This is a genomic window from Paenibacillus sp. FSL P2-0089, assembly GCF_038595095.1.
GTDB lineage: Bacteria > Bacillota > Bacilli > Paenibacillales > Paenibacillaceae > Paenibacillus_AQ > Paenibacillus_AQ silagei.
Window position 1 is genome coordinate 3,323,095 of sequence record NZ_CP152006.1, and the last position, 15,428, is coordinate 3,338,522.

A 15,428-nucleotide genomic window follows, 5' to 3' on the forward strand; every position below is an offset into this window, starting at 1 on the left:
TCAATATCATACACGAGAGGCTGGATAACAATATGAGTACCTCATCTTTTATTCATGACGACTGGCTGCTGTTAAGTCCAACTGCACAGAGACTGTATCACGATTATGCCGCTGCAATGCCGATTTATGATTTCCACAGTCATCTGAATCCGCAGGAGATCAGCAGTAACCGCAGGTTCCGCAATATTGCTGATCTCGCCTTATCTGGGGACCATTACAAGTGGCGGGCGCTCCGCTGGCTGGGCGTTGACGAACAGCTCATTACCGGGAATGCGCCGGACAAGGACAAGTTCATGGTCTGGGCGCGTTCCCTGCCTGAGATGGTGGGCAATCCGCTCTACCACTGGACTCATCTGGAGTTGAAGCGCTACTTCGGGATCGACGAGCTGCTCTCCGGGGAGACTGCGGACAGTGTGTGGGAACGCTGCAATGAGCAGCTCCAGGGAGATGAACTGACTACGCAGGGGATTCTCAAAAAACTCAATGTCGATGTGGTCTGCACAACGGATGATCCCATTGATTCACTGGAGCATCATATTCAGATTAAGAAGGACAATGTGCTTCAGACGGTGGTTGCCCCGACCTTCAGACCGGACCGGGTGCTGAATATCCGTGATGAAGGATTCACCGGATACGTGGGCCTGCTTGGTGAGGCGAGCGGTATTGAGATCCACGATTACTCCGGATTCCTCCAGGCTGTGACCGCGCGGATCGATTATTTCCATCAGCATGGCTGCCGGCTGTCGGATCAGGCATTCGGTGAGCTGCCGCATGCCCAGTCTACAGAGCATGAAGCGGCCTACATATTCGCCCGGGCCTTCAAAGGGGAAGAGATCAGCCCGCACGAGGAACAGAAGTTCCAGAGCCATACGCTGATCAAATTAGGCCGGCTCTATCATGAGCGGGGCTGGAGCATGCAGCTGCATATCGGAGCACTGCGCAACAACAACGCACGGATGTTCAGTGCCATCGGCAAGGACAGCGGCTTCGATTCGATTCTGGATTTCAATATGGCCCGCAGTCTCAACGCGCTGCTGAATGAGCTGGATGCCAGCGGACAGCTGCCGAAGACCATTGTCTATACGCTGAACCCTTCGCAATACGAGATGATCGCTACCGCAATCGGTAACTTCCAGGGCGATGGCATCAAGGGCAAGGTGCAGATGGGTTCCGGCTGGTGGTTCCATGATCAGAAGGAGGGTATGCTGCAGCAATTGAAGGCGCTATCCAGCATCGGCCTGATCAGCCCTTTTGTCGGCATGCTGACTGACTCCAGAAGCTTCCTCTCCTTCACGCGTCATGAATACTTCCGGCGCATTCTCTGCAACCTGTTCGGCACGTGGATGGAAGAGGGGGACCTGCCGCGAGACTATGCCTTGATCGGCCGGACCATTGAGAATATATGCTACAACAATGCGGATGCGTATTTCGGGATCAAGTAGAGAGCAGGAGCGCAGCATACCATTCATGGGTTGGAAAAGCACAAGTGGAAACGGCTTTGCCGTCCTTTTAAAGGACGGTACCGTTTCGGCAAGAAATAGAAGGATCATTCATAGCGTGAAACCTATAAATTCTTATATTTTCAAAAAATCAGCAGGCTTCTTAAAGAGGCATGCTGATTTTTTGTTTCTTGAGGAAACTATGATTTTCCTCTGTTGTGGATAAGTGGTACGCAGGCATGTGGCCCGAATGTATGTGGAAAACAGCATACATTATGCTGATGCGCAGGCATGTGACCCGAATGTATATGGAAAACAGCATACATTTGCTGGCGCGCAGGCATGTGGCCCGAATGTATATGGAAAACAGCATACATTATGCTGATGCGCAGGGGCGTGGCCCGAATGCTCCACAGCCCCCTAAAGAAGTTGGAGTCCTCCCCCACAAAAATGTAGACTAGATATAGGAGGAGGATGAACGGTATGGGACACTTAACAGGAACAAGAGAGAAGGCAGCGCAAGAGGTGTTGTCTGGCATTAAGGCAGCGGTGGTTGCCCGCAAGTATGGGGTGACCCCATCGACGGTGAATCAGTGGGTGAGGGACTACCGAGAGGCCCATGGGGAACAAGATCATCCGTATCCCCAGGAGCAGGTGGAGGAACTGAAGCGCCTCCTGGACGTGGAGCAGAAATACGAGAAGGCCGTCAAGATCCTCGGCGAAAAGGAGTTAGAGATCGAGATTCTGCGTGAACTGCTAAAAAAGCCAACCCCTGCTTATCCGAAAAAATCGAGGTAGCCGACATGTTCATTAAGCAGGGGAATACCGCAGCGTTGGTACTACGTCTCGTGGGGCTAGCAGAGTCTACGTATTACGACCGTAAGAAACGCAAGAAGCAGGATGTACAGGCCGTACCCCAGGGGCGCGGAAGACCCGTACCCGGCTATTCCCTGACCGAGTCTGGAGAGAAGATTAGCGACGAGGAAATCCAGGAATGGCTGCTGGAATTAATCGCTGGAGAGGAGCACGTGTACGGGTACAAACTGCTGGCCAAGTGCTTGTGGAACCAGCACGGGCTGAGGCTCAATCACAAGAAAAGCTACCGGCTGTGTCAGGCGCTGGATATCCTACAGCCGCAGCGTCACAAGCGTTTTAAGCATCCTCGGAAGCTGCCGGAGAACCGGGTCATTACAGGGGCGGGTCAGCTCTGGCAGATGGACATTAAGTACGGTTACGTGGCGGGCCAGGGCAGGCATTTCTTTGTCCTGAGTATTATCGATGTCTTTACCCGTGTCATCGTCGGCTACCACCGCGGATCGTCGTGTGAAGCCAAGCACGCCTGCCAGACGCTGGGACGCGCCATGGAGCAACACTGCGCCCCTGACAGCGCACGCCCGGTGATCCGCACCGACAATGGTCCACAGTTCGTCAGCCATCTGTTTGGCGACATGTGTGAAAGCTGGGAAATGACCCATGAACGCATTCCGCCTCGAACGCCGGATTTAAATGCTTTTATTGAATCGTTCCACAGTAATATCGATCGGGATTTGTTCCGCAAAGAGGCCTTCGAGACGTTCGAAGAGGCCTATGAAGCCGTGGACCGGTACATGGACTTCTACAACAATCGCAGAATGCATACAAGCCTTCGGAACATGCCGCCAGCTACCTTTGCGGAATGGGTCTTGACCCTAGAAGACCGCTCCCGCTTCTTCTGGCCGAGAGAAAAAGCGAAATAAAGAGCATATCTACGACAAGTACCGATTTTATACGGAGGACTCCGGGATAAGGGGGTCGCACCGAATGTATGCGGAAAACAGCATACATTATGCTGATGCGCAGGGGCGTGGCCCGAATGTATGCGGAAAACAGCATACATTATGCTGATGCGCAGGCATGTGGCCCGAATGTATGTGGAAAATAGCATACATTATGCTGGTACGCAGGCATGTGGCCCGAATGTATGCGGAAAACAGCATACATTATGCAGACGTGCAGGCATGTGGCCCGAATGTATATGGAAAACAGCATACATTATGCTGATGCGCAGGCATGCGGCCCGAATGTATGCGAAAAACAGCATACATTGTGCTGATGCGCAGGGGCGTGGCCCGAATGTATGCGGAAAACAGCATATATTCGGTGCTGGTGCGTATTTGTTCTGGCACCTTCCGGTGCATTCTACCGCGTACTGCTCCGGTAAGCAGACGGAGATACGCCGGTGGACTTCTTGAACACCTTGGAGAAGTGGGCCAGCTCCATGCCGACCTGCTCGGCGATACTGGAGATGCTGAAATCGGTGTAGGAGAGCTGCCTCTTCGCGAGCTCCATCCGTTTCAGCTGGACGTACTGCATCGGCGGAACGCCGATGAACTTCTTGAAGTAGGGAATGAAATAGTTCGGGTGCAGATGGACCCGCTCTGCCAGCTCCTCGACCGTCAGCGGCCGCATTAACCGTTGATCGATGTAGCCCAGCACATTCGCCAGCTTGCCCTGGTCGCTCGTATGTGTCAGATCGTCAAGGAAATTGCTATAGCCCCCCGATTCCAGACAGAGGGACAGCAGCGTAAGCAGCGCGGCCTGCGTCCGCAGGGTAGCGAGGAAGCCGGTATCCTGGAACCATTCAATCATCTCCGCGAACATCGTCCGGGTGGCCTCCGGATCAGGCACATCACAGATGTAGAGCTTATTCGCCGAATGAAACAGCGGCCATTCCCCAATCTGCGCATCGAAGTGGCAATAGTAGCGTGTATAAGGATCATCACGTGAAGTATCCGTGGTCTGGGTGGAACCTGCGGGCATAATCATCAGCTGTCCGGGTCTCGGATAGTACGCCACTCCGTTGATAATCACCTTGCCTTCGCCGGAATCAATATAATACAGCCGGTTGAAGGCAGGGGTCTCATTCGTCCGGTTCCATCCCGGATATCTGCTGGTTAACTGGGCATGGGTAACGGTAACCGTCAGGTTGTGCAGCAGGCGTCCGGTCAAATTGCCGTTCGCAATCATATTCATGTCAGGGCTCCTCCATTAAGGATATAAATCTATTATAACGCTTCCATTTATCCAATACATCTTATTATTATACAAATATACCTTAATTACAGTCATGTTCACCACCGGCAAATAGGGTTATCCTCATAACATAAACTGTTTCAGGAAGGGAATGGGAGATGGATAAGGTACGTTATGGAATTATTGGCGTTGGGGGTATGGGGCGGACCCATGCACAGAGTCTGCTGAGTGATATTAAGGGGGCCGAGCTAACGGCCGTCTGCGACATCAGCCCTGAGCGGCTGGAATGGGCAGAGGAGCATTTGCCGGATCATGTGCAGCGCTTTCTGTCGCCGGAGGAGCTGTTCAAGTCCGGGATCATTGATGCGGTGATGATTGCCACCCCGCATTATGATCATCCGCCACTGGCGATTGAAGCGCTGGGCTATGGGCTGCATGTTCTGATCGAGAAGCCTGCCGGTGTCTATACGAAGGCAGTACAGGAAATGAATGACGCCGCAGCGAAGTCTGACCGCAAATTCGGCATTATGTATAACCAGCGGACGAATCCGCTCTATCAGAAGCTGAGAGAATTGATTCAGTCCGGGGAGCTGGGAGAGATCCGGCGCACGAATTGGATTATCACCAATTGGTACCGCTCTCAGAGCTACTATGATTCCGGCGGCTGGCGGGCGACCTGGGGCGGGGAAGGCGGCGGAGTGCTGCTGAACCAGGACCCGCACCAGCTTGATCTCTGGCAGTGGACTACCGGAATGATGCCTAAGCGGGTACGCGCTTTTTGCCAGTTCGGGAAGTACCGGAATATTGAGGTTGAGGATGATGTGACCGCCTACGTGGAGTATGAGAATGGAGCAACCGGGCTGTTTATCACGACTACAGGGGAAGCGCCGGGGACGAACCGGTTCGAGATTACAGGCGACAACGGTAAAATCGTCATCGAAGACGGCACGCTGACCTTCTTCCGCCTTCGCACCCCTGAGCCGAAGTTCAATGCGGAATATACCGGGGGCTTCGGAGCGCCGGAATGCTGGAAATGCGAGATTCCGGTGGACTCCGGGAATGGAGAGCAGCATAAGGGGATTCTGCGCAACTTCACCAATGCGATTCTGCATGACGAGCCGCTATTGGCTCCGGGGGAAGAGGGCATTCACGGGCTGACCCTGTCCAATGCCATGTATCTGTCTGCGTGGACCGACAACTGGGTGGACCTGCCGATCGACAGCGAGCTGTTCTATGAGAAGCTGATGGAGCAGGTGGAGAATTCGACTTTTCAGAAAGCTCCGGTCAGCCAGAAAGCCCTTGATGTATCGGGTACCCACTAGATTAACTTTACTCTCTTACGCCAATTAAACTTATCTAGGAGTGGATGAATACAATGAACCGTTCAACGATTGCCGCCCAAATGTATACCCTGCGTGAATATACCCAGACGCCGGAAGCCTTACGGGAGAGCCTGCGGAAGGTGAGCAGCATCGGGTACCAGGCTGTGCAGATCTCCGGGATCGGTCCTATGGACCCTAGGCTGGTGAAGGAATATGCCGATGAATTTAATCTGAAAATATGTGCGACACACGTTCCCTGGGACCGGCTGGTGAATGATCTGGATGCGCTCGCCGCCGAACATAAGCTGTGGGACTGCAAATACATCGGTCTTGGCTCGCTGCCTGCGGAATATCAGACCAGCCAGGAGGGCTACCGCACCTTTGCCAAGCTGGCTTCCGGCATTGCACGTACACTTAAGGAAGAGTATGGTCTGCAATTCGTTTATCATAATCATGATTTTGAATTTGAACGTTTTGACGGTCTGACCGGTATGGATGTGCTGCTGCAGGACAGTGATCCGGAGGTCTTCGGGTTCGAGCTGGATCTGTACTGGGTTCAGGCGGGGGGCGGAGATCCTGTAGAGTGGATTCACAAGGTGGAAGGCAGAATGCAGGCCGTGCATTTCAAGGATATGACTATTCTGAACCGTAAGGCAGTGTTTGCCGAGATCGGCGAAGGCAATATGAACTATGGAGCGATTATTGATGCCTGCCGCAAGACGGGGGTGGAATGGCATATCGTGGAGCAGGATGTGTGCCAGCGTGATCCGTTCGAGAGCCTGGAGATCAGCCTCCGGCATCTGCACTCCAGATTGGAGGTGCAAGCATGAGCCGCAAGGATGGAATGATGCATGCTCCGGTACATGAGGCGAAGCCTGTCGTGGGACCGGGTGAATTCGTAATTGCTGCGCTGGCACTGGATCATGGGCATATCTACGGGATGTGCAACGGGCTGGTGGAGGCGGGAGCCGAGCTGAAGTGGGTATACGATCCTGACCCCGAGAAGGTAAAAGCATTCCTGAACAAGTATCCCGGCGTCAAAGCCGCACGCTCTGCTGAAGAGATTCTTGAAGATCCTGAGGTCCGGCTCGTAGCAGCAGCGGCCGTTCCTTCGGAGCGCGGTCCGCTCGGTCTGCGGGTGATGGCACACGGGAAGGATTATTTCACGGACAAATCTCCGTTCACTTCTCTGGACCAGCTCGCGGCAGCACGCCTTCAAGTGGAGCAGACGGGGCGGAAATACATGACGTATTACAGTGAGAGACTGCATGTAGAGAGCGCTGTCTATGCCGGTCAGCTGGTGCAGCAGGGGGCGATTGGCCGTGTGCTTCAGGTGATGGGACTGGGGCCGCACCGGTTAAATGCACCCAGCCGGCCGGAATGGTTCTTCCAGCGTGACAAATACGGCGGCATTCTCTGTGACATCGGCAGCCATCAGATTGAACAGTTCCTCTTCTACGCGGGCTGCCGTGATGCCAAGGTACTTCACAGCAAGGTCGCCAACTACAACAATCCGGCTTACCCGGAGCTGGAGGATTACGGGGATGCTACGCTGGTTGGGGACAACGGGGCTACACAGTATTTTCGCGTGGACTGGTTCACTCCGTCAGGACTCGGAACCTGGGGCGATGGCCGGACGATCATTCTCGGCACGGAAGGCTATATTGAACTGCGCAAATACAGCGATATCGGCCGCTCCAGCACACCGGACCATGTCTACTGGGTAGACGGCGAGGGAGAGCATTATGAGCATGTGGCCGGGAAGATCGGCTTCCCGTTCTTCGGTGAGCTGATTCTGGACTGCCTGGAACGGACGGAGAAGGCGATGACGCAGGAGCATGCGTTCAAGGCTGCTGAGCTGTGTCTGGAGGCGCAGCGTCAAGCGGTGAATCTGACCCCGGATACGCTCAAATAGTTGCATTACAGCTATCAGAAGATCGGAAGGTGGTTAAGATGAATACCAATGGAGCAGCGATTATCGGCTGCGGGGCGATTGCCCCGCTGCATGCCAGAGCCATTGCTTCCATCCAGAATGCGCGGCTGGTAGCCGTGGTGGACAGTGACCCTGTTCAGGCAGCACAGTCTGCTCAGGATTACGAATGTGAAGGCCTGACGGATTACAGGGAGCTGCTGGAGAGGGCAGATATCGGCATCGTCCATCTCTGCACGCCGCATCATCTGCATGCCGGAATGGCGGTAGAGCTGCTGAAGGCCGGCAAGCATGTGTTAACCGAGAAGCCTATGGCGCTGGATGTGCCTTCGGCCCGCTTGATGCAGGAGGCGGCAGAGCATGCTGCGGGACAACTGGGTGTAGTGTTCCAGAACCGCTATAATGAACCTTCGGTGCGGATCAGACAAGTGATCGATTCCGGCAGCCTGGGCAATCTCCTCTGTATGAAGGGCCTGGTAACCTGGACCCGGACTGAGGAGTACTACACGAACAGTCCATGGAGAGGCCGCTGGTCTACGGAAGGCGGAGGGGTATTGATCAATCAGGCTATCCATACCCTGGATCTGCTGCAATGGTTCGGCGGTGACATCGCTGCCGTGAAAGGGAGTGTCAGCACCGATGTGTTGAACGATGTCATTGAGGTCGAGGACAGCGCACATGCGTGTATCGACTTCAAAAACAAGGCGCGCGGACTTTTCTACGGAACCAATGCGTATCAGGCCAATTCGCCGGTGGAGCTGGAGCTGGTCTTCGAGCAAGGGACCCTGCAGCAGCGCCGTGACAGTCTCTATCTGTGGAAAGAGGGTGAGGAGACGCTGCTCTGCGAGCCGCAGAGCATCAGCAGCGGCGGGAAATCGTACTGGGGCACCGGGCACTCACGGTTAATTCATGACTTCTACACCCACATCCGTGAAGGCCGCAGGTTCTGGATTGACGGTGCTGAGGGCATCAAAGCGCTCACGCTGATTGCAGAGATCTACAAGTCCTCGGGCAGCCGGAATCTGGTCCCTCAGCTCTAGCATTCATCAACCGGCTGATGCCGGAATAGGCTGTCTCTTAGGCAGAGTTCTGCTTAAGGGATGGCCTTATTTGAAATATAGAAGTTATATGTTTCATACGATAACTTATCCTTCTATTTCTCGCTGAAACGGTACCGTCCTTTAAAAGGACGGCAAAGCCGTTTCCACTTGTGTTAGCCGCTACAGCTTAATCGCAAGCCAGCAGGCTTCAATGGTCTGCTGAATCTGCTGCTCGTTAAGCGGATATTTTCCGTCCAGGTATCCTTTGATGACAGCAATTAATATCCCGTAGATCAGCTGGTAGCACAGACAGACATTCATTTCCCGGATGATTCCCTGCCGCTGGCCTTCTTCAATGATGGAGAATATCTCTAAGGTTGAGGGGGCCAGCGTGTTCCGCAAGTCCTCGGAAATATAGGGCGAGGAGCAATAGTTCTCTGTGAAATCAACCTCTTTGGGGTATTGAAGCGAATAGTTGGCCGTATTCTTCAGAAGGCTCTTCACACGCTCATAGATGGTTAAGCCGGGATCATAGCCGTTCATGACGAACTCATTTTTATGTATGCGGACTTTATGGTACAACTCATTGACCAGCTGCCCCTTGTTCTCGAAATAATGATAGAATGTGCTGGAGCCTACATTGGCCCTCTTAAATATTTTGGCAAAAGTAACAGATTGTAAGCCTTCTTCAGTAATTAAATCAAGGGTTGCCTGAAGAATATCATCGCGTTTACCCATCATTACACCTCACTAGCGGAAAAATCATTCTATAAAATAGTACAACCCCTGCAAGGAATTGTCAATTAACAGAATTTGTATTCCACTTCCAAGTATCAAAAAGATAGATTTTGTGGTGAAATAGACAATAGAAAAACTATATTTTAGTCATTATTCTGCAAAAAGGAATTTCCATTCCGAACATACTTGAAGTTTAATTATTCTCTTTCTGAACTATCAATAGAATAAATATTCTATTTCTTAAGTTTATCTAAGGGCAATCAGTACTAGCGATCAAATTGACTTTCAGATCGTTAGGCTTTATCTTCAGTACAGGGTTTACCTAGAGTCAGCAGAAGAGAGACAGGGAGTGGGAGTGTGGCTATGGAACAGGCAATGTTTGCCGGAGGCTGCTTCTGGTGTATGGTTACACCGTTCGAAGAGCTTCCCGGTATTCACGGAATCGTATCAGGTTACGCCGGAGGTACGGTAGAGAACCCTACTTATGAGCAGGTGAAGACCGGTACAACCGGTCACTATGAGGTAGTGCAGATCACTTATGACCCTGAATTGTTCCCTTATGAGCGCCTGCTTGCGCTATTCTGGCCGCAGATTGACCCGACGGATGACGGCGGACAGTTTCAGGACCGGGGAACGCAGTACCGCACGGCGGTATTCTATTATACGGAAGAGCAGCGGCTGGCTGCACTTGCTTCCCGGGAGCAGGTGGCAGTCAGCGGCAGATTCGAGCTTCCGGTGGTGACGGAGATTCTGCCTGCGCCGGTATTCTATCCGGCAGAAGACTATCATCAGGACTATCATAAGAAGAATCCGAAGCATTATAAAGAGGACCGTGAGCAATCCGGACGGGATACCTTTATTTCGCAGCACTGGCACAAGTGATTCGTGAATATCCGTTAGAAAAAGCCTGTGATTACCCGGCATCTGGGAATTGCGGGCTTTTTACTATTTTCGCAGTATCCTGTGGGTTAAGCTATAGATCATTATGCCAAAAACCAAAATATGGGAACCTAAATCCGAAATTCCGTGCCTACTCAATTGCCGATTGTGCAACTATAATCATATTTGTAAACGGATACAAGCATTGGTAATTCTGGTTTTGATGCAGCGGGAAGAGAGAGGAGGGAACAGGGGATAGAATAAGCAGCTCAGCGAAATACAGAATGCTCTATAGCTCCTGTAGTTGAAGGGAAGTGCTGCAATGCCAATATTATTCAGGAGGAATCTAAGAATGTCCAAAAAATGGCTAATGACGATGCTTGCGTTCGTGCTTCTGCTCTCTTGCCTGCCCTTGTTCAATTCCAAAGCAGCCGCAGCTGATTATACCCAAGGGGTAGATCTGTCGGGAACCTCAGCTACCATCTGGTTCAAATCTACGGTCAGTACCAGCTGGACCGATGTGCATTACAAGGTGAACTCGGGAACCCAGCTAAACTACCGAATGACTTATAACAACAGTAAAGCGCGTTATGAGCAGGTGGTTACAGGTGTCGCCAGCGGCACAGCACTCTCGTACTTCTTCACCTACAACAATGGGACTCCGGCTTATGATACCGGCTGGTTCAACTACACTGCGGGAACCGCGCCCACTGCAGCGCCGACTACTCCGCCTTCCGGGTCTTCCGGTTCGATCTATTCTATCGCTGCCTCTTCTATTCCGACACCGCCGGGAGGCTCCGTGTCTGTCAAAGTCATGAATGGAACGGGAGGCGCTTACCCCGATAACCAGGTCTATTGGGGCGTCATCGGCATCAACCCGGCCAACGGCAAATGGAGTTATCTGGATCTTAGCGGCAATCTCATTCCGATCTCGAATGCGCTGAATAATGCTTCCGGCCATCTGACCAAGAACGGGGTCAACTATGCCAATATTTATCATACGGTTAGCCAGACCAACTGGGTAACGCTGCCCAAAATTACCTCCGGCCGCATGTTCCTAAGTGTTGGCACGCCGTTGTATATTAAGACCTATGACGACGGCTTTGCCGGACCGGATATCGATAATCCAACCGATCCTAACCGTAATCTCTATTTCGACTTCGTTGAATTCACGGTGGATGCTACAGGCTACCATGGCAATACGACCCGTGTAGATGCCTTCGGCTTCCCGATCCAGCATCGGCTGGTCGGCTTGTCCGGCGGTTATGACAAGACGGTAGGCGAGCTGGAATCGGAAACACGTGCAGGAATTTTCACCAAATACCAGAATGAAGTTCCGTCCGCGTTCAAATCACTTGCAACCGATCAGGCGCCTTACCGGATTATTGCTCCAGTCCATGGATCGTTCAAGGCCGGCGGTGCCAACGCGAATTACTTTGCAGGCTATTCCAGCTACAGCACCCAGGATATTCTGCGCAATGACGGTTCGTTAATCGATGCCGCCACTTCCGCTGCGATCAACCGCCATGTGTACACCACTAGTAACTGGAACAACGTAGCGAACTATTACAATGCGGCTCCCGCCAACTTTTATGCGAAATTCTGGCATGACCATAGCATCAGCGGACTGGCTTACGGCTTCCCGTATGATGATGTCAACGGCCAGGCAGCTTATCTTGAAGTCGGCGACCCTAAAGGCCTGATTATCCGCGTGGCCTGGTAAGCATAGAGCCGATGGCTTCCAGCAGCTCAGCTTCCTCAATCATCAGCAAATGAGAGCTATCGCATATAGAGCCGGTCCTGAATATAAGCAGGCAACCGGCTCTTTCACATGTCTATTCAATCCAAAGAGACTAAAAAGGCTAATCTATAGAAAATAAACAGGAAGAAAGGTATGATAGATAGCAATTGCACACGAAGGGAGCATCCGGGAGAGATGAAGGACAGCTTGAAGCACATCTTATTTGATCTGGACGGCACATTGACTGACCCCAAGGAAGGCATTACCAAAAGCGTGGAGTATGCGCTTAACCAATTCGGTATCAAGGTGGAGCATCCTGACCTGCTGATTCCATACATAGGTCCGCCGCTATATGATTCTTTTATCGAAATTCAGGGCTTCACGGCGGAGGTAGCGGCACAGGCTGTGGAGTTCTACCGGGAGCGTTACCGGACGCTGGGGATGTTCGAGAACCATGTGATTTCAGGCATTCCAGAGCTGCTGGAGAGCTTGAGAGCCAAGGGGTTCGAGCTGTATGTGGCGACCTCCAAGCCTATTGTATTCGCTGAGCAGATCCTCCGGCATTATGAGCTGGACGGGTTCTTCAAGTATGCGGCAGGCAGCAATCTGGACGGGACACGCTCGAAGAAGCGCGAGGTGATTCAGCATGTACTGGACGAGAATGATCTTGTTGCTTCGCAGTCGCTGATGATCGGGGACCGGGAGCATGACATTATCGGGGCAAAAGCCTGTGGCGTAACCTCCATAGGGGTTCTGTTCGGCTATGGATCGGAGGAGGAGCTATCGGCTGCCGGAGCAGACTCTATTGCGCATACGGTGGAAGAAGTGGGGGATATCATCCTGCGGTTGCAACGGAATGAACTAGGTGGGTAAGGCCCATGGGCTGAGGGATTAAGGGACTAAAAGATTAAAGAATTAAGCGGTCAAGCGTGAAGCGGATTTTATGTTTTTTTCTGCGCGCTATTGACTTCTGGCGAAGACCGTGCGTATTATGTAACCAGCAACACTATAACCAAGGCAATGACCAGAGACAGGATATCCCGTGAGGACTGACCAGAGAGAGAAGTGCAAGGTGAGAGCTTCTTACAGAGACCAGCCGGATGTTACCCCTCTATAGCCGTGACACTGAACCCTCCTGCTGTTAGCGAGGCTGTAAATGTCACCGCCCCATCCCCGTTAACGGATGCCATGAGGATTGTACTGATCACGTTTCCGCCGAACAGCCGGGGGTGAAGTGACGTATAGTCGAATTAGGGTGGAACCACGAGCTTAAGACGCACTCGTCCCTTTCCGGGATGAGATGCGTTTTTTTGTGTTCACATATACTAATTATTCACTGAAGAAATGGAGGCCATAATCATGGAGATTCAAGTGCAGCTGCCGGATGGAGCAAATAGGAGGTATTCGCGTAACACCACAATTGCGCAGATTGCGGAGTCGATTAGCGTAAGTCTGAGGAAGAATGCAGTAGCCGGAAAAATCGATGGCAGACTCGTTGATCTTGATTGTCCGGTTGAAGCGGACAGCCTCGTGGAGATCGTGTCAGCAGACAGCAGCGACGGGCTGATGATTCACAGACACAGTACAGCCCACGTGATGGCCCAGGCAATCAAACGGATCTATGGAGAACGGAACGTGAAGCTGGGCATTGGTCCGGTGATCGAGGACGGCTTCTATTACGATATAGATATTGAACAGCCACTGTCCAGCGAGGATCTTGCTGCGATTGAGCGGGAGATGGGGAAGATCATTAAGGAGAACCTGCCGATCCGGCGCAGGGTGGTCAGCCGGGCGGAAGCGGTGAAGTATTTTGAACAGCTGGAAGAGCCGCTGAAGCTGGAGCTGCTCCGGGATCTGCCGGAGGACGCGGTCATCAGCCTGTATGAGCAAGGCGAATTCACGGACCTGTGCCGGGGGCCGCATCTGCCCTCCACTGGCCGGATTAAGGCGTTCAAGCTGCTAAGTGTAGCAGGTGCCTACTGGCGCGGAGATGCTGACAATCAGGTGCTTCAGCGGATATACGGCACGGCTTTCCTGAGCACAGCTCTACTTGAGGAGCATCTGCACCTGCTGGAGGAAGCGAAGAAACGGGATCACCGCAAGCTGGGCAAGGAGCTGGGCTTGTTCATGTTCTCCGAGGAAGCGCCGGGCATGCCGTTCTACCTGGCCAAAGGGATGCTGATCCGCACAGCGCTGGAGGATTTCTCCCGCAGGCTGCAGCGCGCGGACGGGTACGAGGAGGTCCGCTCGCCGCTGATGATGAACCGCCGTCTGTGGGAGCAATCCGGGCACTGGGATCATTACAAGGATGAGATGTATTTCACGAAGGTGGATGAGACAGACTTTGCGCTGAAGCCGATGAACTGTCCAGGACACATGCTGATCTACAAGAACAGCCGCCGTTCCTACCGGGATCTGCCGATCCGCATTGCGGAATACGGCCAGGTTCACCGCCATGAATCCTCCGGTGCGTTGAACGGGATGATGCGGGTCCGTACTTTTTGCCAGGATGATGCCCATTTGTTCGTGCTGCCGGAGCAGATTGAATCTGAGATTACACGGGTGCTGGAGCTGATCGATCAGTTCTATTCGATCTTCGGATTCGAGTACACGGTCGAGCTGTCTACACGCCCGGAGGACTATATGGGTTCCGAAGAGCTCTGGGATCAGGCGGAAGAGTCGCTGGAGCGGGTGCTGAAGAAGAATGGAATCGAATACCGGGTGAATGCGGGAGATGGCGCTTTTTACGGACCGAAGATTGATTTCCATGTCCTCGATGCCCTGAAGCGGAGCTGGCAATGCGGTACGATTCAACTGGATTTCCAGATGCCTGAGAAGTTCGACCTGACTTACATTGGCGAAGATAACAACAAGCATCGTCCGGTTGTCATCCATCGTGCGGTGTTCGGCTCTATTGACCGGTTCATGGGTATTCTTACAGAGCACTATAGCGGAGCATTTCCGCTGTGGCTGTCTCCGGTGCAGGTCAAGCTGCTGCCAGTCTCTGTGGTTCATGACGAGTATGCCGAGCAGGTCAGAAGACAGCTGGCAACAGCCGGACTGCGGGTGGAGGTAGATTCCCGGAATGAGAAGCTGGGCTACAGAATCCGTGAAGCTCAGCTGGAGAAAATCCCTTATATGCTGGTACTGGGAGATCAGGAGCAGAATGACGGAACAATCTCGGTACGAAGCCGTGCGGAGAACACATTATTCACACTGAGCGCCCAGGAGTTCATTCAGCAACTGACAGCTAAGATTGACGGTTGGGAATAAATCGCTTCATATATAATAGTTGAAAAGCATAACAGGTAAAAAGATATAGGGGGA

13 protein-coding genes are annotated in these 15,428 nt (G+C 52.6%); 11 read left to right on the plus strand and 2 right to left on the minus strand.

From position 1 onward, the window contains the following. Positions 1-32: 32 nt before the first annotated feature. From uxaC to NST69_RS13770, 3 genes are all read left to right on the plus strand, one after another. Positions 33-1,442, plus strand: coding sequence for a glucuronate isomerase (gene uxaC, locus NST69_RS13760; protein WP_342549619.1), 1,410 nt, complete (start codon positions 33-35; stop codon positions 1,440-1,442). Positions 1,443-1,922: 480 nt separating this feature from the next. Next, positions 1,923-2,237, plus strand: a complete 315-nt coding sequence (locus tag NST69_RS13765) for a helix-turn-helix domain-containing protein (RefSeq protein ID WP_339313306.1) — start codon at positions 1,923-1,925, stop codon at positions 2,235-2,237. A 5-nt stretch (positions 2,238-2,242) separates the two neighbouring features. Beyond that, the gene (locus tag NST69_RS13770) at positions 2,243-3,175 is read left to right on the plus strand and encodes an IS3 family transposase (RefSeq protein WP_340957263.1); all 933 of its coding nucleotides are present in this window, start codon (positions 2,243-2,245) and stop codon (positions 3,173-3,175) included. Between the two features lie 442 nt (positions 3,176-3,617). On the opposite strand, the gene NST69_RS13775 is transcribed toward NST69_RS13770, so the two are convergent. Next, positions 3,618-4,451 carry an AraC family transcriptional regulator gene (locus NST69_RS13775; RefSeq protein WP_327196478.1) on the minus strand — a complete coding sequence of 278 codons (834 nt, stop codon included), beginning with the start codon at positions 4,449-4,451 and terminating at the stop codon, positions 3,618-3,620. Between the two features lie 158 nt (positions 4,452-4,609). Here NST69_RS13775 and NST69_RS13780 point away from each other — a divergent pair, with 158 nt between their 5' ends. Genes NST69_RS13780 through NST69_RS13795 form a run of 4 tightly spaced genes read left to right on the plus strand, consistent with a single transcriptional unit; the run spans position 4,610 to position 8,743 of the window. Then, positions 4,610-5,773: a Gfo/Idh/MocA family oxidoreductase gene (locus NST69_RS13780; protein ID WP_209870389.1), complete on the plus strand. Its 1,164-nt coding sequence runs from the start codon at positions 4,610-4,612 to the stop codon at positions 5,771-5,773. Positions 5,774-5,826: 53 nt separating this feature from the next. Further along, positions 5,827-6,603, plus strand: coding sequence for a sugar phosphate isomerase/epimerase (locus NST69_RS13785; RefSeq protein WP_209870392.1), 777 nt, complete (start codon positions 5,827-5,829; stop codon positions 6,601-6,603). Continuing rightward, positions 6,600-7,688, plus strand: coding sequence for a Gfo/Idh/MocA family oxidoreductase (locus NST69_RS13790; RefSeq protein WP_339314097.1), 1,089 nt, complete (start codon positions 6,600-6,602; stop codon positions 7,686-7,688). Before NST69_RS13785 ends, NST69_RS13790 begins: the two co-directional genes overlap by 4 nt. 38 nt (positions 7,689-7,726) lie before the next feature. Next, a complete protein-coding gene (locus NST69_RS13795) occupies positions 7,727-8,743 on the plus strand; it encodes a Gfo/Idh/MocA family oxidoreductase (protein WP_342549621.1) in 1,017 nt (338 codons plus the stop codon). Positions 8,744-8,923: 180 nt separating this feature from the next. On the opposite strand, the gene NST69_RS13800 is transcribed toward NST69_RS13795, so the two are convergent. Continuing rightward, positions 8,924-9,484 (minus strand): TetR/AcrR family transcriptional regulator, encoded by a 561-nt coding sequence (locus NST69_RS13800; protein WP_342549623.1) that lies wholly within the window; start codon positions 9,482-9,484, stop codon positions 8,924-8,926. Positions 9,485-9,844: 360 nt separating this feature from the next. Here NST69_RS13800 and msrA point away from each other — a divergent pair, with 360 nt between their 5' ends. From msrA to thrS, 4 genes are all read left to right on the plus strand, one after another. Continuing rightward, positions 9,845-10,363, plus strand: coding sequence for a peptide-methionine (S)-S-oxide reductase MsrA (msrA, locus tag NST69_RS13805; RefSeq protein ID WP_036728665.1), 519 nt, complete (start codon positions 9,845-9,847; stop codon positions 10,361-10,363). Positions 10,364-10,712: 349 nt separating this feature from the next. After that, positions 10,713-12,083: a glycoside hydrolase family 64 protein gene (locus NST69_RS13810; protein WP_342549624.1), complete on the plus strand. Its 1,371-nt coding sequence runs from the start codon at positions 10,713-10,715 to the stop codon at positions 12,081-12,083. Between the two features lie 171 nt (positions 12,084-12,254). Next, the gene (locus NST69_RS13815) at positions 12,255-12,974 is read left to right on the plus strand and encodes an HAD family hydrolase (protein ID WP_342549625.1); all 720 of its coding nucleotides are present in this window, start codon (positions 12,255-12,257) and stop codon (positions 12,972-12,974) included. A gap of 486 nt (positions 12,975-13,460) precedes the next feature. Continuing rightward, a complete protein-coding gene (gene thrS / locus NST69_RS13820) occupies positions 13,461-15,374 on the plus strand; it encodes a threonine--tRNA ligase (RefSeq protein ID WP_342549626.1) in 1,914 nt (637 codons plus the stop codon). Positions 15,375-15,428 lie beyond the last annotated feature (54 nt).